Genomic DNA, 17,861 nt, shown 5'->3' with positions numbered 1-17,861 from the left:
GAGAACGAGATGATTGACAAACTCAGCTGGGTCACGATCTACCCTGAAATCGTGCTGCTGGTCATGACCTGCATCATTGCACTGGTCGACCTGTCCACCACGAGCCACCGCCGTACCCGCACCTATGTGCTCACGCTGCTCACGCTGGCCGTGGTCGCCGTGCTGTCGGGCCTGCAGGCCCTCGACGCCAAGACGATCTACGGCTTCGGCGGCATGGTCGTCAGCGACCCGATGGGCAACTGGCTCAAGTGCTTCGCTACCGTCGCCCTGATGGTCACCCTGGTCTACGGCCGTCCCTATGCGGCCGACCGCGAGATGCTGCGCGGCGGCGAGATGTTCACCATCAGCATGTTCGCGCTGCTGGGCATGTTCGTGATGATCTCGGGCAGCAACTTCCTGCTGATCTACCTGGGCCTGGAACTGCTCACGCTGTCGAGCTATGCGCTGGTGGCGCTGCGCCGCGACAACGCGGTGGCCAGCGAAGCTGCGATGAAGTACTTCGTGCTCGGCGCCATGGCCAGCGGCTTCCTGCTGTACGGTCTGTCCATGATGTATGGCGCGACCGGTTCGCTCGACGTCAACGAGGTGTTCAAGACCATCGCGAGCGGCAAGGTGAATCACCAAGTGCTGGTGTTCGGCCTCGTGTTCATCGTGGCAGGCCTGGCATTCAAGGTGGGCGCTGCGCCGTTCCACATGTGGGTGCCCGACGTCTACCAGGGTGCTCCGACGGCGATCACGCTGCTGATCGGCGCCGCGCCCGAGCTGGCTGCCTTCGCCATCATCATCCGCCTGCTGGTCGACGCGCTCCAACCGCTGGCCATCGACTGGCAGCAGATGCTGGCGGTGCTCGCCATCGCTTCGCTGCTGGTTGGCAACCTGGCCGCCATCGCGCAGAGCAACCTGAAGCGGATGCTGGCGTATTCGACCATTTCGCAGATGGGCTTCATGCTGCTCGGCCTGGTGGCAGGCTCGGACCAGCAGGGCACCTACAACGCCCAGTACGCGTACAGCGCCTCGATGTTCTACATCGTGACCTATGTGCTGACGACGCTGGCGAGCTTCGGCATCATCCTGCTGTTGGCGCGCGAAGGCTTCGAGAGCGAAGAGATCACCGATCTCGCAGGCCTGAACCAGCGCAGCCCGCTGTACGCCGGCGTGATGGCCATCGCGATGTTCTCGCTGGCCGGGCTGCCGCCGCTGGTGGGTTTCTATGCCAAGCTGGCAGTGCTGCAGGCGCTCATCGCGTCCGGCCATGCCATCTACATCGGCTTGGCAGTGTTCGCGGTGATGATGTCGCTGATCGGCGCCTTCTATTACCTGCGCGTGGTCAAGGTCATGTACTTCGACGCGCCGGTGACGGCCACCACCGTGTCGGCACCGCGCGACGTGCGCACCGTGCTCACGATCAATGGCGCGCTGATCCTGATCCTGGGCATTGTTCCTGGCGGGCTGATGAGCCTCTGCTACGACGCGATCGTGGCGACGCTGGCCCACTGACGCGGCGCCGGCCCCGTCGATCAAGGTGTCGCAAACCGCGTCGGTCTGGGTCGTCCTGCTGGTGGCCCTGGTGGCTGCCAATCTGCCGTTCTTCAACGACCGCCTGTTCGGGGTCGTACCGCTTGCGACGAGACCCAAGTCGCTGGCGGTGCGCCTCGCCGAACTGGTGGTCTTGTACTTTCTGGCCGGCGGCGTCGGGCTGCTGTTCGAGCGCAGGGCAGGGCAGATCGCTTCCCAGGGGTGGGAGTTCTATGCGGTGACCGGGGCGCTGTTCATCGTGCTGGCCTTTCCCGGGTTCACCTGGCGCTATCTGATGAAACACAGGCACTGAAGACATGACTGCACCGACCACTTCTCCCGTTGCCGACGTGCACTTGCGCGAAGAGCTCATCAGCAGCGAAGAGCTCGTCAAGGGCAACTTCCTGCAGGCCAAGCGCGACACCATCCGCCTGCCCGACGGCCATACGGCCACGCGCGAGTACGTGGTGCACCCGGGCGCCGTGGTGGTCATTCCGTTGCTGGACGACGGCCGTGTGGTGCTCGAGCGGCAGTTCCGTTACCCCATCGGTCACGTGATGGTCGAGTTTCCGGCAGGCAAGATCGACGCCGGCGAAGATCCGTTCGTGTGCGGGCGGCGCGAACTGCTCGAGGAAACCGGCTACACCGCGCGCGAGTGGGCGCACGCGGGCGCCATGCACCTTGCGGTGGCGTACTCGACCGAGATCATCCACATCTACTTCGCGCGTGGCCTTTCGCTCGGCGAGCGGCAACTCGACCATGGCGAGTTCCTCGACGTGTTCACCGCCACCCCCGAGGAGCTGGCCGGCTGGTGCCGCGACGGCACGGTGACCGACGCCAAGACGCTGACCTGCACGCTGTGGCTGCAGAACGTCCTGTCGGGCGCGTGGGCTCTGGACTGGAAGGCCGTCCCTCCGGAAGGCAGCGCGGGATAATTCCGCGCATGAAAGTTCTCGATCTCCGCTGCGCACACGGCCATGGCTTCGAGGGCTGGTTCGCTTCCAACGAGGCCTTCGACAGCCAGTTGGCCGGCGGACTGGTCGAGTGCCCGGTGTGCGGCGACACCGCCATCGTCAAGCTGTTGAGCGCACCGCGCATCAACCTGGGCAATGCCAGGGCGCCGCAGCAGGCGGCAGCGGCCGGCGCAGCCCCATCCGTTTCTTCTTCCGGCATTTCGGCCGAAAGCTCACCCGAGGCCCGCTGGATGCGCGCCGTGCGCGAGGTGCTCTCGAAGACCGAGGACGTCGGAGACCGCTTCGCCGACGAGGCGCGCAAGATGCACTACGGCGAAACCCAGGAGCGTGGCATCCGTGGTCAGGCGACGCCCGAGCAGACCGAAGCGCTGCTCGACGAAGGCATTGCCGTGATGGCGCTGCCGATTCCCGCAGCGCTCAAGGAAACGCTGCAATAAGCAGCAGGGCAGCAGGGCAGCAGGGCACTCGGCGCTCAGGCCGCGAACTGCAGTGCCGCCAGCCTGGCGTAGACGCCGCCCTGCGCGACCAGCGTCGCGTGCGTGCCTTGCTCCACGATGCCGCCGTGGTCCAGCACCACGATGCGGTCGGCCTTCTGGACGGTGGCGAGACGGTGGGCGATCACGACCGTGGTGCGGTTTTCCATTGCCGATTCCAGTGCCGCCTGCACCATGCGTTCGCTTTCCGCGTCGAGCGCGCTGGTGGCCTCGTCGAGCAGCAGCAGCGGCGGGTTCTTCAGGATCGCGCGTGCAATCGCGATGCGCTGGCGCTGGCCGCCCGACAGGCGCACGCCGCGCTCGCCGAGGAAGGTGTCGTAGCCCTCGGGCAGTGCCTGCAGGAAGTCGTCGGCGAAGGCTGCGCGCGCGGCGGCGTGCACTTCGTCGGCCGTGGCTTCGGGGCGTCCGTAGCGGATGTTTTCGAAAGCGCTGGCCGAAAAGATCACCGCGTCCTGCGGCACGAGGCCGATGCGGGTGCGCAGGTCGGGCAGCGCGAGGGTTGCGAGCGGAGCGCCGTCGAGCGTCAGGCGGCCCGATTGCGGGTCGTAGTAGCGCAGCAGCAGCTGGAACACCGTGCTTTTTCCGGCGCCGCTCGAACCGACCAGCGCGACGGTTTCGCCGGGAGCGACGTCGAGGCTGAAGTCGCGCAGCGCCGGCGTGCCGGGCCGCGACGGATAGTGGAAGGTGACGTTCTCGAACCGGATGGCGCTGCCCGCGACGGGAACGGGCGTGACCGCCGGAACCGCCGGCGAGACGATGGCGGCCGGCGCATGCAGCAGTTCCATCAGTCGCTCGGTTGCGCCGGCGGCGCGCAGCAGGTCGCCGTAGACCTCGCCAAGCACCGCGGTCGCGCTCGCCAGGATCGCCACGTAGACCACGGTCTGCCCCAGGTGGCCGGCAGTGATGTCGCCGCGCAGCACCGCCTGCGTGCCCTGGTACAGGCCCCAGAGCAGGGCGGCGGAGGTCGCGATGATGATGAATGCCACCAGCACCGAGCGCGCCTTGGTGCGGCGAACGGCGGTACGGAAGGCGTTCTCGGTCGAGCCGCTGAAGCGGGTCGCCTCGCGGCCCTCGGCGGTGTAGCTCTGCACCACGGGGATGGCGTTCAGTACCTCGGCAGCGATGGCGCTCGAGTCGGCCACGCGGTCCTGGCTGGCGCGCGACAGCTTGCGCACGCGGCGGCCGAACCACATGCTCGGCAGCACCACCAGCACCAGGATGCCCAGCACCTGCACCATCACGTAGGGGTTGGTCCACACCAGCACGGCCAGTGCGCCCACGCCCATGACGGCATTTCGCAGGCCCATGCTGAGCGAAGAGCCGACGACGGTCTGGACCAGCGTGGTGTCTGCCGTGAGGCGCGACAGCACCTCGCCGGTCTGCGTGGTCTCGAAGAACGCCGGGCTCTGCTTGAGCACATGGCCGTAGACCGCATTGCGGATGTCGGCGGTCACGCGCTCGCCGAGCCAGCTCACGGTGTAGAAGCGCGCGGCGGAGAAAAGCCCCAGCGCCACGGCGACCGCGAAGAGGGCGCCGAAATGCTCCCGCAGCGCCATCGTCTGTGCGCCCTTGTCCGGATTGATCAAGCCGCCGTCAATCAGGCTTCTCAAGGCGATAGGAAAAACCAGGGTGGTGACCGCTGCCATCACCAGAAAGATGGCCGCCAAGACGATCTGGACCCGGTACGGGCGGAGAAAAGGGCTCAGGCCCGACAGCGAGCGGGGAGAGCCCTTGGCCATGGAAGACGGTGGGATAGAAGCCATCGGGCGATTCTAGCGATCCCTTGCCTTCGCAAAGGTAGCCTTGACAATAACTGCCGAGGCAACTAATATTCAGGCCCATGAGCGATGCAAACACTCCCCATGCCCCGTCGGCCGAGTCCGACGCCGGCCGTCGCGTGCCCGTCGACTTCTACACCCCGGAAACCTATCGGACGGAAGAGAGCATCGGCTACCTGATGCGCCGCATCGTGGCTGCCGTCGGCCAGTCGGTCGAAACGCGCATCTGCGAACCTGGCAGCCCGACGTATCCGCAGTGGGTGCCCCTCTACAAACTCAACATCGGCGCCGCCACCACGGTCGCCGAACTGGCGCGCGCCTGCGAACTCGACACCGGCGCCATGACGCGCCTGCTCGACCGCCTCGAGGCCAAGGGCCTGTGCCGCCGCGTGCGCTCGCTCGAAGACCGCCGAGTGGTCAACATCGAACTCACCGACGAGGGCAGGGCTGCCGCCAAGGAAGTGCCGTACGTGCTCAGCCGCGTCCAGAACGAACATCTTGCTGGTTTCAGCAAGGAGGAATGGGAGCAGCTCAAGGGTTACTTGCGCCGCATCCTCGACAACGCACAGGCCCTCGCGGTCCGTGGAGATAAAAATGACTGATTCCCTCGCCGTGCGCGCGCAGCGTCGCACTCCCATCGTGGCCGCCGCACTGCTGGTGGTCGCATTGGCCGGCTGTGCCGACATGGCCGGCATCGGGCCGCAGGCCAAGCTGCGCGACGCCGCGTCGCTGGGCATCGCGCCCGACAGCGCCGCCGCCCCGGCGTCCCGGCTTGACACCCAATGGTGGGTCGCGTTCGGCGATTCGCAGCTCAACGCGCTGGTCGATCAGGCCGTGGCCGGCAATCCGAACCTGCAGGTCGCGCAGGCCCGCCTTGCGCGCGCGCAGGCCTCGGCGGACATCGCCGGTGCGGCGCTCAAGCCGCAGGTCAAGGGCGATCTCGACCTGAACCGCCAGAAGTTCAACAGCAACTACATCTACCCGGCGCCGTTGGGCGGCTCCACGCAGAACATCGGCCTGCTGCAACTCAGCGCCAGCTGGGAACTCGACTTCTTCGGCAAGAACCGCAGCGCGCTCGACACCGCCATCGGCGCGGCCAATGCGGCCGCGGCCGATGCCGACGCGGCCCGGGTGCTGCTGGCCAGCAACGTCACGCGCAGCTACTTCCAGTGGGCGCGCCTGAACGACCAGCTCACGGTGGCACAGCGCACGCTGGCGCAGCGCGACGAGACCCTCAAGCTGGTGCGCGACCGCGTCTCCGCCGGGCTCGACACCCGGCTCGAACTGCGCCAGAGCGAAGGCGGCCTGCCCGAGGCTCGCCAGCAGATTGAAGCGCTCAACGAACAGATCTCGCTGCAGCAGCACGCGCTCGATGCGCTCGTGGGTCAGCCCAACGTGACGCAGTCGCTCAAGCCGCCGCTGCTCGAGAACGTCAAGCCGATGGCGCTTCAGGCCAACATCCCGGCCGACCTGCTCGGCCGCCGTGCCGACATCGCCGCCGCACGCTGGCGCGTCGAAGCGGCCACCAGCGACGTGAAGAACGCCAAGACGCTCTTCTATCCCAACGTGAACCTCACGGCCTTCGCCGGCTTCCAGAGCCTGGGCTTCGGCAAGCTGCTGAAGTCGGGCAGCGAGCAGTGGGGCGTGGGCCCGGCCATCACGCTGCCGGTGTTCGAGGGCGGCAAGCTGCGCAGCAACCTGCGCGGCAAGTCGGCCGACCTCGACGTGGCCATCGAAAGCTACAACGCCACCGTGCTGGACGCCGTGCGCGACGCAGCCGACCAGGTCTCCAGCGCGCAATCGATCGTGCGCCAGCAGGCCGAGCAGCGCGCTGCGCAGACCGCCGCCGAAGGCGCCTACGACATCGCCGTGCAACGCTACCGCGCGGGCCTGGGCAATTACCTCAACGTGCTGACCGCGGAAACCTCCGTGCTGGCGCAACGCCGTCTGGCGGTCGACCTCGCCGCGCGCGCGCTCGACACCCAGGTGGGCCTGGCGCGTGCTCTGGGCGGCGGCTGGCAGCCCCCGGCCGGCGATGCCACCGCTTCGGCTGCCGCACCGGCCGCGGTGAACTGAACCGGCTCACCGGCCTGACCTGAACATTTCGTCTTCGGAAAGAACTTCATCATGAGCGACAACAACACTCCGACGCCCGCTGCTGCCACAGCTTCCGCAGCCCCCGAGGCTCCCGCCGGCAACGGCAAGCGCCGCCGCGCACTCACCGCGCTCGCCGCGGTCGTCATCGTCGCCGGCGGCGGCTGGGGCCTCTACGAATGGCTGGTCGCCAGCCATTACGAGGACACCGACAACGCCTACGTGCAGGGCAACGTGATCCAGATCACGCCGCAGATCGGCGGCACCGTGATGGCCATCAACGCCGACGACACCGATTTCGTCAAGGCCGGCCAGCCGCTGGTGCAGCTCGATCCGGCCGACGCCAAGGTGGCGCTCGAGCAGGCCGAGGCCGCGCTCGCGCAGGCCGTTCGCCAGGTGCGCACGCTGTATGCCAACAACGGCTCGCTGGCCGCGCAGGTCACGCTGCGCCAAGCCGACATCGTCAAGGCGAACAGCGACATCGCCAAGGCGCAAGACGACCTGCAGCGCCGCCGCGCACTGTCGGGCAACGGCGCCGTGTCGAAGGAAGAACTCAACCATGCCGAGACGCAGCTCGACAACGCCAAGAGCCAGCTCGCTGCCGCGCAGGCCGGCGTGGTCGCCGCCAAGGAAGCGCTGGCCAGCAACCAGTCGCTGACCGACGGCACCAGCGTGGCGCAGCACCCGAGCGTGCTGGCCGCCGCCGCCAAGGTGCGCGAGGCCTACCTGGCCACGCAGCGCGTCGCCATGCCCGCGCCGGTCGACGGCTACGTCGCCAAGCGCACCGTTCAGCTCGGCCAGCGCGTCTCGGCAGGCACGCCGATGATGTCGATCGTGCCGCTCAACCAGCTGTGGGTCGACGCCAACTTCAAGGAAGTGCAGTTGCGCAACATCCGCATCGACCAGCCCGTGAAGCTCACGGCCGACGTCTACGGCAAGAAGGTCGAGTACGACGGCAAGGTCGCGGGCCTCGGCGTGGGCACCGGCAGCGCGTTCGCGCTGCTGCCCGCGCAGAACGCCACCGGCAACTGGATCAAGGTGGTCCAGCGCGTGCCCGTGCGCATCGCGCTCGACCCCGAGCAGCTCAAGGCCAACCCGCTGCGCATCGGCCTGTCGATGGACGCCGAGGTCGACATCTCCGCCAAGGGCGGCAAGATGCTGGCCGACGCGCCGCGCGCCACCGCCGTGACGCAGACGGCCGTCTACAGCCAGCTCGACCGCGGCGCCGATGCCGAAGTCGACCGCATCGTTGCAGCCAACATCGGCCGCAGCGCATCGGCGCCGGTCGCCGCACCGGCGAAGGCGCCGGTAGCGCACGGCGGCGCCTCGGTCGCCGTGCAGGGCCAGCCGGGCTGATCGCCCGCAGAGCTCGCCACCAGTAAACAGTTCGCGCGACCGCAATGGCCACCGCCGCTCCTGCTTACGTTGCGCATCCACCGCTCGAGGGCGCAGCCCGCGTCTGGGGCACGGTTGCGCTGTCTGCGGCAACGTTCATGAACGTGCTCGATTCGTCGATCGCGAACGTGTCGCTGCCGGCCATCTCGGGTGACCTCGGCGTGAGCACCACGCAGGGCACCTGGGTCATCACCAGCTTCGCGGTGGCCAACGCCATCGCGGTGCCGCTCACCGGTTTCATGACGCAGCGCTTCGGACAGGTGCGCCTGTTCATGGCCAGCGTGATCCTGTTCATGGTCAGCTCGCTGCTGTGCGGCCTGGCGCCGAACATGACCACGCTGATCCTGTTCCGCGCGCTGCAGGGCTTCGTCGCGGGGCCGATGATCCCGCTGTCGCAGACGCTGCTGCTGTCGAGCTATCCCAAGGCCAAGGCCGGCCTGGCAATGGCGATGTGGTCCATGACCACGCTGGTCGCGCCGGTGATGGGGCCGCTGCTCGGCGGCTGGATCACCGACAACATCTCGTGGCCGTGGATCTTCTACATCAACATCCCGGTCGGCATCGTCGCGGCCTCGATCACGTGGGCGCTCTATCACAAGCGAGAGAGCGTCACGCACAAGGTGCCCATCGACGCCATCGGTCTTGCGCTGCTGGTGCTGTGGGTGGGCTCGCTGCAGCTCATGCTCGACAAGGGCAAGGAGCTCGACTGGTTCCACTCGGCCGAGATCGTCATCATGGCCGTGGTCGCGGTGGTGGGCTTCGCGTTCTTCCTGGTCTGGGAGCTGACGGACAAGCATCCCGTGGTCGACCTGTCGCTCTTCAAGCGCCGCAACTTCTGGTCGGGCGCTGTGGCGACGGCGGTGGCCTACGGCCTGTTCTTCGGCAACGTGGTGCTGCTGCCGCTGTGGCTGCAGCAGTGGATGGGCTACACCGCCACGCAGGCGGGGATGATCATGGCGCCCGTGGGGCTGCTGGCGATCTTCTTCTCGCCGGTGGTGGGCCTCACGGTGTCCAAGATCGACCCGCGCCGCTATGCGACCTTCTCGTTCCTGGTGTTCGCGCTGGTGCTGTGGATGCGGTCGAACTTCAACACGCAGGCCGACTTCGTCACCATCATCATCCCGACGGTGATCCAGGGCATCGCGATGGCGTTCTTCTTCATCCCGCTGGTGACCATCACGCTGTCGGGCCTGACGCCCGACCGCATTCCGGCCGCTTCGGGCCTGTCGAACTTCCTGCGGATCACGGCCGGCGCCATGGGCACTTCGCTCACCACCACGCTGTGGGACAACCGCGCCACCTTGCACCACTCGCAGCTGTCGGAGTCGATCAGTCACGGCAACAACGCGGCGACCAGCGCGATGTCCGGGCTCGCGAGCAGCGGCTTCAGCACCGACCAGGTAATGGGCCAGATCAACCGTTTGGTCGACCAGCAGGCCTACATGCTGGCCACGAACGACATCTTCTATGCGTCGGCGATCCTGTTCCTGCTGCTGATCCCGCTGGTCTGGCTGGCGCGGCCGCAGAAGGGCGGTGCCGGCGGAGACGCTGCGGCAGGCGCACACTGACCGACCGCCCTCCGGCACGGCATTCGTCAACCCCCAGGCTTCTTCATGAAGACCTGGGGGTTTTCACATCTGCGGCCGTGCATGCATGAGCGAAAGCCGGCCGCCCGGACCTGTCGTGCCTCTCAGGCTTCGAGCACCCGCAGCACGTCGTAGCAGGCGCCCATCGTGTGGTAGTCGGTCTTGCCGGCCGGGCTCTTCTCGTCGCTGAGTTTCGCGTTCGACGGCGAGAGGATGCGGTACCAGGCGCCATGGCGATGGTCCACGAAGTGCGCCCAGCTGTAGGTCCAGATGCTGTCGTACCAGTCCCAGTAGCTTTCGTCGCCGGTGCGCACCGCCAGCAGCGCGGCGGCGGCGAAGCTCTCGGCCTGCACCCAGAAGTACTTGTCGCCGTCGCACACGCTGCCGTCGGGCGCGAAGCCGTACACCAGTCCGCCGTTGTCGGCGTCCCAGCCGCGGAACATCGCGGTGTCGAAGAAGTGGCGCGCGCGTGGCACGATCCAGTCGGCCGTGCGATCGACCGTGCCGAGATGGCGCTCGAGCTGCAGCAGCAGCTTGGCCCACTCGGTCAGGTGCCCGGTCTGGAAACCCCAGGGTCGGAAGATGTCGGTGTTGTCGTTGCGGTTGAAGTCCCAGTCGATCGACCAGTCTTCCCGGTAGTGCTCCCACACCAGCCCGTCGGCCTGCGAGGCCAGCCGGCCGGTGACCGATTCGGCCAGTGCCAGCGCGCGGTCGAGGTAGCGCGCCTGCTGCGTGGCCTCGAAGGCGGCGAGCATCGCCTCGCAGGCGTGCATGTTGGCGTTCTGCCCACGGTATGGCCCGACCTTCCAGCCGGTGGTGGCTTCGTCGGCATACAGCTGGTGGCGCGGCTCCCAGAAGTGCCGCTCCATCAGTTGCCAGGTGTGCTCGAGGCCCGCATGCGCTTCTTCGACGCCTGCCATGAGCGCATGCGCGTAGGCCAGCAGCACGAAGGCCAGGCCGTAGCAGTGGTGGGTGCCGTCCTGCACCGTCTGGCGTTGCTGGTGCCAGTCGACCTGCCAGGCGTAGCCGCCTTCGGCTTGCGCATGGCCGCGATGAAGAAAGGCTAGGCCGTGCCGCACGGCGGCGAGGTGGTCGGGGTTGCCGAATCGGCGGTGCGCCATCGCATGGTTGAACACGAAGCGCGTGCTGCTCACCAGGTGGCGTGTGCGCCGGTCGTACACCGTGCCGTCGTCCTTGAAGAAATGAAAGAAGCCGCCCGAGGCGTCGATGCAGCGCGGTTCGTAGAACGCGAGCGTGTGGAGGATGTGGTCCGTCAGGAAGTCGGGCGATCGAAAGTTCGGCATGGAATGCAGGTTTGGCGCGCGGGTCGCCGGTCCAGTGTAGGCAGGCGCGACGTGTGCGCGCGCTTGTGGTTTCCCCGGGGAGACACGGCATCGACGGCGCAGCATGGAGCCGGCTGCAAACTGCAAGCCGCCGCGCCGGCTGTGTCGCCGGCGCCTGCGCAACCGCAGCACCAACGCTGCAGTTCGACGCGCAGCAACGGCGAAAGGCCGGTGGCCGTGTCCGTCAGGATGCCGTCGAAAGCCGCCGCCGCCACGCACTGCGGCAAACCGGCGGGAGGGCAGCGCTCGCGCTGCCTGTGACCATGCACATCCGGCGCGGCGCGATGCCGCGCGACATCTGGCAGTACCGGCCATGACTGCGGACCGCGGCTCGCTTGGACGACAACCGATGCGCCGCAAAAAGGTGCGTGCCGCGCGGCAATGTCGTTGCGACGACAGTCCCCTGAACGAGGGCGCGGGCAGCGCCGCGATGGTTGCACTGCAGCATAGGCATTTGCCCCAGTATGCAACTGCAACCCGCCCACCAACAATCGGTCCGCGCCCGCTGGTGGCGATCGAGATGGACCGCATGACTCACTTTCCTATTCAGAACACGGGCGACCTCGCGAGATGAGCGACGTCATTCTCGAAACACGCCAGCTCACCAAGGAATTCAAAGGGTTCACCGCGGTCAGCAAGGTCAACCTGTCGGTGAAGCGCGGTTCGATCCATGCGCTCATCGGTCCCAACGGCGCCGGCAAGACGACCTGCTTCAACCTGCTGACGAAGTTCCTCGAGCCGACCACCGGCACGATCCTCTTCAACGGCCAGGACATCACGCGCGAGCGTCCCGCGCAGATCGCGCGGCGCGGCATCATCCGCTCGTTCCAGATCTCGGCCGTGTTCCCGCACCTCACGCTGCTGGAGAACGTGCGCCTCGGCCTGCAGCGGCGGCTGGGCACCTCGTACCACTTCTGGAAGAGCGAGAAGTCGCTCAAGCCGCTCGATGCGCGTGCGCGCGAACTGCTCGCCGAGGTGGGCCTCGAAGAGCTTGCCGAAGAGCAGACCGTGAACCTGCCGTACGGCCGCAAGCGCGCGCTCGAGATCGCCACCACGCTGGCAATGGAGCCCGAGCTGATGCTCCTCGACGAGCCCACGCAGGGCATGGGCCACGAGGACGTGCATCGCGTGGCCGATCTCATCAAGCGCGTCTCGGCCGGACGCACCATCCTGATGGTGGAGCACAACATGAGCGTGGTCTCGACGATCGCCGACACCATCACCGTGCTGCAGCGCGGCGCCGTGCTGGCCGAAGGCCCATACGCCGAGGTCTCGAAGAACCCGCAGGTCATGGAGGCCTACATGGGCACCACCGACGGTCAACTGCAAGGGGCTCATTGATGACCGCCGCATTGGAAATCAAGGGCCTGCAGGCCTGGTACGGCGAATCGCACGTGCTGCACGGCGTCGACATGGTCGTGCAGCCGGGCGAGGTCGTCACGCTGCTGGGCCGCAACGGCGCGGGCCGCACCACGACGCTGCGCGCCATCATGGGCCTGACGGGCGCACGCAAGGGCAGCATCGAGGTCAACGGCAAAGAGACCATCGGCATGCCGACGCACCGCATCGCCCACCTGGGCATCGGCTACTGCCCCGAAGAGCGCGGCATCTTCGCGAGCCTGTCGTGCGAGGAGAACCTGATGCTGCCGCCCGAGCTCAAGGGGCGGGGAGCGGGTGCATCGCAGGGCATGTCGATCGACGAGATCTACACCATGTTCCCCAACCTGGCCGAGCGCCGGCACAGCCAGGGCACCCGCCTGTCGGGCGGCGAGCAGCAGATGCTGGCGGTGGCGCGCATCCTGCGCACGGGCGCCAGGCTGCTGCTGCTCGACGAGATCTCCGAAGGCCTCGCGCCGGTCATCGTGCAGGCGCTCGCCCGCATGATCACCACGCTGCGCGCCAAGGGCTACACCATCGTGATGGTGGAGCAGAACTTCCGCTTCGCCGCACCGCTGGCCGACCGCTTCTACGTGATGGAGCACGGCCGCATCGCACTGACATTCGGCGCTGCCGAACTCGAGGCCAGGATGCCCGTGCTCACCGAGCTGCTGGGCGTCTGAGAGCGCACGCACCCGTCCACAAGACCTTCACTTCCATCCCACAAAGATTCTTCCAGGAGACAACGCCATGAACAAGAAACTCGGCCTCATCGCCACCGCCATCGGCATCCTCGCCATGACCGCAGGCGCCGCGCAGGCGCAGGAGAAAGTGAAGATCGGCTTCGTCACCGACCTGTCGAGCCTGTACGCCGACCTCGAAGGCAAGGGCGGTGCCACCGCCATCCAGATGGCCATCGACGACTTCGGCGGCAAGGCGTTGGGCCAGCCCATCGAACTGCTCACGGCCGACCACCAGAACAAGGCTGACATCGCCGCCTCCAAGGCCCGCGAATGGATCGACACCGCCGGCGTGACGATGGTCTTCGGCGGCACCAATTCGGGCGTGGCGCTGGCCACGGCCAAGGTGGCCGAGGAGAAGAAGCGCGTGTACTTCAACAACGGCGCGGGCAGCTCGGTGCTCACCAACGAGCAGTGCAGTCCCTACACCGTGCACTACGCCTACGACACCGTGGCGCTGGCCAAGGGCACCGGCGCGGCAGTGGTCGACCGCGGCGGCAAGAGCTGGTTCTTCCTGACGGCCGACTATGCCTTCGGCCATGCGCTCGAGGCCGACACCACCAAGGTGGTGAAGGAGAAGGGCGGCACCGTGGTGGGCGCGGTGCGCCATCCGCTGAACGCATCCGACTTCTCGTCGTTCCTGCTGCAGGCGCAGAACTCCAAGGCGCAGATCCTGGGCCTGGCCAACGCCGGCGGCGACACGATCAATTCGATCAAGGCCGCCAAAGAGTTCGGCATCAACAAGACCATGAAGACCGCCGGCCTGCTGGTCTTCCTGAGCGACATCCACAGCCTGGGGCTGAAGAACACCGAAGGCCTGCTGCACACCACCAGCTGGTACTGGGACCTGAACGACGAGTCGCGCAAGTTCGCCAACCGCTTCTTCGAGAAGACCAAGCGCATGCCCACCGACGTGCAGGCCGCCGACTACTCGGCCACCATGACCTACCTGAAGGCCGTGGCCGCCGCCAAGACCACCGACTCCGACAAGGTCATGGCGCAGCTCAAGAGCATGAAGATCGACGACTTCTACGGCAAGGGTCAGATCCGCGCCGACGGCAGCTTCATCCACGACATGTACCTGGTCGAAGTGAAGTCGCCCGCCGAATCGAAGAAGCCCTGGGACTACCTCAAGGTGCTGAAGACGCTGCCGGGCGACCAGGTCTTCACGACCAAGGCCGAGACCAAGTGCGCTGCCTGGAAGTGATGCTCGCCCCCAGGCTGCACGCACTTCGAGTCGCTTCGCCAACCCCCTGCCGGGGGCGGGCCGGCTGCCTAGGGCGGCCGTGCGCGGCGGCCCTCACGACTTTCCGTTCCTCTATCAGGAGTTCTTGACCATGAAAAAGACGTTCGTGCTCTCCGGCCTGTCCCTTGCCATCGCGCTCGCCGCGGGCGCCGCGCAGGCGCAGGACAAGGTCAAGATCGGTTTCATCACCGACATGTCGAGCCTCTATGCGGACGTGGAGGGCAAGAACGGCGCGCTCGCGATCCAGATGGCCATCGACGACTTCGGCGGCAAGGTCAACGGCATGCCCATCGAGCTGCTGCAGGCCGACCATCAGAACAAGGCCGACATCGCGGCTTCCAAGGCGCGCGAGTGGATCGACACGCAAGGCCTGACGATGCTGTTCGGCGGCACCAGCTCGGGCACCGGCCTGGCCATGGCCAAGGTGGCGCAGGAGAAGAAGCGCGTGTTCGTCGTGAACGGCGCGGGCAGCTCCGCGCTCACCAACGAGCAGTGCAGCCCCTACACCGTGCACTACGCCTACGACACCGTGGCGCTGGCCAAGGGCACGGGCAGCGCCGTCATCGCGCGCGGCGACAAGAGCTGGTATTTCCTCACGGCCGATTACGCCTTCGGCCAGGCGCTGGAAGCCGACGCGACCAAGGTCGTGAAGGAAAAGGGCGGCACCGTGCTCGGCAGCGTGAAGCATCCGCTCAACACCTCCGACTTCTCCTCGTTCCTGCTGCAGGCGCAGAACTCCAAGGCCCAGGTGCTGGCGCTCGCGAATGCGGGCGGCGACACGCAGAACGCGATCAAGGCGGCACGGGAATTCGGCATCGCCAAGACCATGAAGATGGTCGGCCTGCTGGTGTTCGTGACCGACGTGCACAGCCTGGGCCTGAAGAACACCGAAGGGCTGCTGCTGACCACCAGCTGGGACTGGAACCTCGACGACAAGTCGCGCGCCTTCGGCAAGCGGTTCTTCGAGAAGACCAAGCGCATGCCCACCGACATCCAGGCCGCCGACTACTCGGCCACCATGACCTACCTGAAGGCCGTGCAGGCAGCCAAGACCATCGATGCCGACACGGTCATGGCGCAGATCAAGAAGACGCCGATCGACGACTTCTACGCCAAGGGCTACGTGCGTGCCGACGGCCGCTTCGTGCACGACATGTACCTGGTGCAGGTCAAGTCGCCGGCCGAGTCGAAGCAGCCGTGGGACTACTACAAGGTGGTCCAGAAGCTGAACGGCGAAGAGGTCTTCACGACCAAGGCCGAAAGCAAGTGCGCGCTCTGGAAGTGAGCCCCTTCCGGGCTGCGCGCACTGCGTGCCGCTTCGCCACTCCCTTGCAAGGGGGGCGTGCCGGCCGCTTCGGGCGGCCGTGCGCGGCGGCACCCGCGGAAAAAGAAAAGACGGCCAGTGGCTTCCTGAAATCTTTATGAACATTTCCCTTCCCGCCTTGTTGAGCCAGCTCCTCCTGGGGCTGGTCAACGGCTCCTTCTACGCCATCCTGAGCCTCGGGCTGGCGGTGATCTTCGGCCTGCTCAACGTCATCAACTTCGCGCACGGCGCGCTGTTCATGCTCGGCGCCGTCCTGACCTGGATGGCGATGGAGTATTTCGGCATCAACTACTGGGTGATGCTGATCGCCGCGCCCATCGTCATCGGCATCTTCGGCGTGCTCATCGAGCGGCTGCTGCTGCGCTGGATCTACAAGCTCGACCATCTCTACGGGCTGCTGCTTACGCTGGGCCTCACGCTGCTGATCGAGGGCGTCTTCCGCTCGATCTACGGCGTGTCCGGTCTGCCCTACGACGCGCCCGAGGCGCTGTCGAGCGCCACCGACCTGGGCTTCATGGTGCTGCCCAACTACCGCGCGTGGGTGGTCGTCGCCTCGCTGGTGGTGTGCTTCGCCACCTGGTACGTGATCGAGAAGACCCGCCTGGGCGCCTACCTGCGCGCCGGCACCGAGAACCCCCGGCTGGTGGAAGCCTTCGGCGTCAACGTGCCGCTGATGATCACGCTGACCTACGCCTTCGGCTGCGCGCTCGCGGCCTTTGCGGGCGTGCTGGCCTCGCCGGTGATCCAGGTGTCGCCGCTCATGGGGCAGAACCTCATCATCGTGGTGTTCGCCGTGGTCGTGATCGGCGGCATGGGCTCGATCATGGGCGCCATCCTCACCGGGCTCGGCCTGGGCGTCATCGAAGGCTTCACCAAGGTCTTCTATCCGGAAGCATCTTCAACGGTCGTGTTCGTGATCATGGTCATCGTGCTGCTCATCCGCCCCGCCGGCCTGTTCGGCAAAGAGAAATAAGGCGAGCGGCATGAACACGAAAAAAATCTCCCTCGTCGTCTACGCGCTGCTGTTGCTCGCGCTGGTGCTGGCTCCGTTCTTCGGCGCCTATCCGGTGTTCGTGATGAAGCTCATGTGCTTCGCGCTGTTCGCCGCGGCCTTCAACCTGCTGCTGGGCTACACCGGGCTGCTGTCCTTCGGCCATGCGGCCTTCCTCGGCGGCTCCGCGTACGTCGCTGGGCACGCGATGAAGGTCTGGGGCCTCACGCCCGAACTGGGCCTCATCGCGGGCACGCTCACCGGCGCCTTCCTCGGCTGGATCTTCGGCGTGCTGGCCATCCGCCGCCAGGGCATCTACTTCGCGATGATCACGCTGGCGCTCGCGCAGATGATGTTCTTCGTCGCGCTGCAGGCCAGGTTCACGGGCGGCGAGGACGGCCTGCAGGGCGTGCCGCGCGGCAAGCTCTTCGGCCTGATCGACCTGTCGAGCGACCTCACCATGTACTACGTCGCGCTGGTGATCGTGGTGGCCGCGTTCCTGCTGATCGTGCGCACCATCCACTCCCCGTTCGGCCAGGTCCTCAAGGGCATCAAGGAAAACGAACCACGCGCGCTGTCGCTGGGCTACGACGTGAGCCGCTTCAAGCTGCTGGCCTTCGTGATCTCGGCGGCGCTGTCGGGCCTTGCAGGTTCGCTCAAGACGCTGGTGCTGGGCTTCGCCACGCTGTCGGACGTGCACTGGACCGCCTCGGGCCAGGTCATCCTGATGACGCTGGTGGGCGGCCTCGGCACGCTCTCGGGTCCGCTGGTGGGCTCCGCGGTGGTGGTGCTGCTGGAGAACAAGATCGGCGAACTCGGCAACCTGCTGGCGCGCATCACCACCGTCGACTGGTTCAACACGCTGGGCGAGTCGGTGACCATGGTCACGGGCCTGATCTTCGTGATCTGCGTGCTGGCCTTCCGCAAGGGGATCATGGGCGAGATCATCGCCTTCGTCGACCGGCGGCGCGCGAAGTAGGGCGAGCGGTTCGCACCATTAAAAA

The 17,861-nt window shown here is 66.8% G+C and carries 16 protein-coding genes; 14 read left to right on the top strand and 2 right to left on the bottom strand.

Going from position 1 to position 17,861, the window contains the following annotated elements; all coding sequences use genetic code 11:
* Window positions 1–9: 9 nt before the first annotated feature.
* The 4 genes from nuoN to AACL56_RS19830 are packed head-to-tail and all read left to right on the top strand — an operon-like array spanning window position 10 to window position 2,926.
* Complete coding sequence (nuoN, locus tag AACL56_RS19845; protein ID WP_339091524.1) at window positions 10–1,497, top strand: NADH-quinone oxidoreductase subunit NuoN; 1,488 nt, start codon at window positions 10–12, stop codon at window positions 1,495–1,497.
* A gap of 25 nt (window positions 1,498–1,522) precedes the next feature.
* Window positions 1,523–1,828, top strand: coding sequence for a DUF2818 family protein (locus AACL56_RS19840; protein ID WP_339091523.1), 306 nt, complete (start codon window positions 1,523–1,525; stop codon window positions 1,826–1,828).
* Between the two features lie 4 nt (window positions 1,829–1,832).
* Complete coding sequence (locus AACL56_RS19835; protein ID WP_339091522.1) at window positions 1,833–2,450, top strand: NUDIX domain-containing protein; 618 nt, start codon at window positions 1,833–1,835, stop codon at window positions 2,448–2,450.
* 8 nt (window positions 2,451–2,458) lie between these two features.
* Entirely contained in the window at window positions 2,459–2,926 is a 468-nt protein-coding gene (locus tag AACL56_RS19830) for a DUF1178 family protein (protein ID WP_339091521.1), read from the top strand.
* A gap of 35 nt (window positions 2,927–2,961) precedes the next feature.
* Here AACL56_RS19830 and AACL56_RS19825 read toward each other — a convergent pair whose 3' ends face one another.
* The gene (locus tag AACL56_RS19825; RefSeq protein ID WP_339091520.1) at window positions 2,962–4,746 is read right to left on the bottom strand and encodes an ABC transporter transmembrane domain-containing protein; all 1,785 of its coding nucleotides are present in this window, start codon (window positions 4,744–4,746) and stop codon (window positions 2,962–2,964) included.
* 77 nt (window positions 4,747–4,823) lie between these two features.
* Here AACL56_RS19825 and AACL56_RS19820 point away from each other — a divergent pair, with 77 nt between their 5' ends.
* Genes AACL56_RS19820 through AACL56_RS19805 form a run of 4 tightly spaced genes read left to right on the top strand, consistent with a single transcriptional unit; the run spans window position 4,824 to window position 9,818 of the window.
* The gene (locus AACL56_RS19820) at window positions 4,824–5,363 is read left to right on the top strand and encodes a MarR family winged helix-turn-helix transcriptional regulator (RefSeq protein WP_339091519.1); all 540 of its coding nucleotides are present in this window, start codon (window positions 4,824–4,826) and stop codon (window positions 5,361–5,363) included.
* Window positions 5,356–6,837: an efflux transporter outer membrane subunit gene (locus tag AACL56_RS19815; protein ID WP_339091518.1), complete on the top strand. Its 1,482-nt coding sequence runs from the start codon at window positions 5,356–5,358 to the stop codon at window positions 6,835–6,837. The genes AACL56_RS19820 and AACL56_RS19815 overlap by 8 nt, the downstream gene beginning before the upstream one ends.
* Window positions 6,838–6,888: 51 nt before the next feature.
* Window positions 6,889–8,211 (top strand): efflux RND transporter periplasmic adaptor subunit, encoded by a 1,323-nt coding sequence (locus AACL56_RS19810; RefSeq protein ID WP_339091517.1) that lies wholly within the window; start codon window positions 6,889–6,891, stop codon window positions 8,209–8,211.
* A 44-nt stretch (window positions 8,212–8,255) separates the two neighbouring features.
* Window positions 8,256–9,818 (top strand): DHA2 family efflux MFS transporter permease subunit, encoded by a 1,563-nt coding sequence (locus tag AACL56_RS19805; RefSeq protein ID WP_339091516.1) that lies wholly within the window; start codon window positions 8,256–8,258, stop codon window positions 9,816–9,818.
* Window positions 9,819–9,940: 122 nt separating this feature from the next.
* Here AACL56_RS19805 and AACL56_RS19800 read toward each other — a convergent pair whose 3' ends face one another.
* A complete protein-coding gene (locus AACL56_RS19800) occupies window positions 9,941–11,140 on the bottom strand; it encodes an AGE family epimerase/isomerase (RefSeq protein ID WP_339091515.1) in 1,200 nt (399 codons plus the stop codon).
* 609 nt (window positions 11,141–11,749) lie between these two features.
* On the opposite strand from AACL56_RS19800, the gene AACL56_RS19795 reads away from it, so the two are divergent.
* The 6 genes from AACL56_RS19795 (at window position 11,750) to AACL56_RS19770 (ending at window position 17,836) form a co-directional block, all read left to right on the top strand.
* A complete protein-coding gene (locus AACL56_RS19795; protein WP_339091514.1) occupies window positions 11,750–12,520 on the top strand; it encodes an ABC transporter ATP-binding protein in 771 nt (256 codons plus the stop codon).
* The gene (locus AACL56_RS19790) at window positions 12,520–13,239 is read left to right on the top strand and encodes an ABC transporter ATP-binding protein (RefSeq protein ID WP_339091513.1); all 720 of its coding nucleotides are present in this window, start codon (window positions 12,520–12,522) and stop codon (window positions 13,237–13,239) included. The genes AACL56_RS19795 and AACL56_RS19790 overlap by 1 nt, the downstream gene beginning before the upstream one ends.
* A 67-nt stretch (window positions 13,240–13,306) precedes the next feature.
* Window positions 13,307–14,503: an ABC transporter substrate-binding protein gene (locus tag AACL56_RS19785; RefSeq protein ID WP_339091512.1), complete on the top strand. Its 1,197-nt coding sequence runs from the start codon at window positions 13,307–13,309 to the stop codon at window positions 14,501–14,503.
* A gap of 130 nt (window positions 14,504–14,633) precedes the next feature.
* Complete coding sequence (locus tag AACL56_RS19780) at window positions 14,634–15,827, top strand: ABC transporter substrate-binding protein (protein WP_339091511.1); 1,194 nt, start codon at window positions 14,634–14,636, stop codon at window positions 15,825–15,827.
* 136 nt (window positions 15,828–15,963) lie between these two features.
* Window positions 15,964–16,839, top strand: a complete 876-nt coding sequence (locus AACL56_RS19775; protein ID WP_339091510.1) for a branched-chain amino acid ABC transporter permease — start codon at window positions 15,964–15,966, stop codon at window positions 16,837–16,839.
* 10 nt (window positions 16,840–16,849) lie between these two features.
* Entirely contained in the window at window positions 16,850–17,836 is a 987-nt protein-coding gene (locus AACL56_RS19770; protein WP_339091509.1) for a branched-chain amino acid ABC transporter permease, read from the top strand.
* Window positions 17,837–17,861: the final 25 nt, after the last annotated feature.

Source organism: Variovorax paradoxus, from assembly GCF_902712855.1.
GTDB classification, from domain to species: domain Bacteria; phylum Pseudomonadota; class Gammaproteobacteria; order Burkholderiales; family Burkholderiaceae_C; genus Variovorax; species Variovorax paradoxus_Q.
The sequence above is the reverse complement of the archived record's forward strand: the minus strand, read 5'-3'. Positions and strand labels throughout refer to the sequence as shown.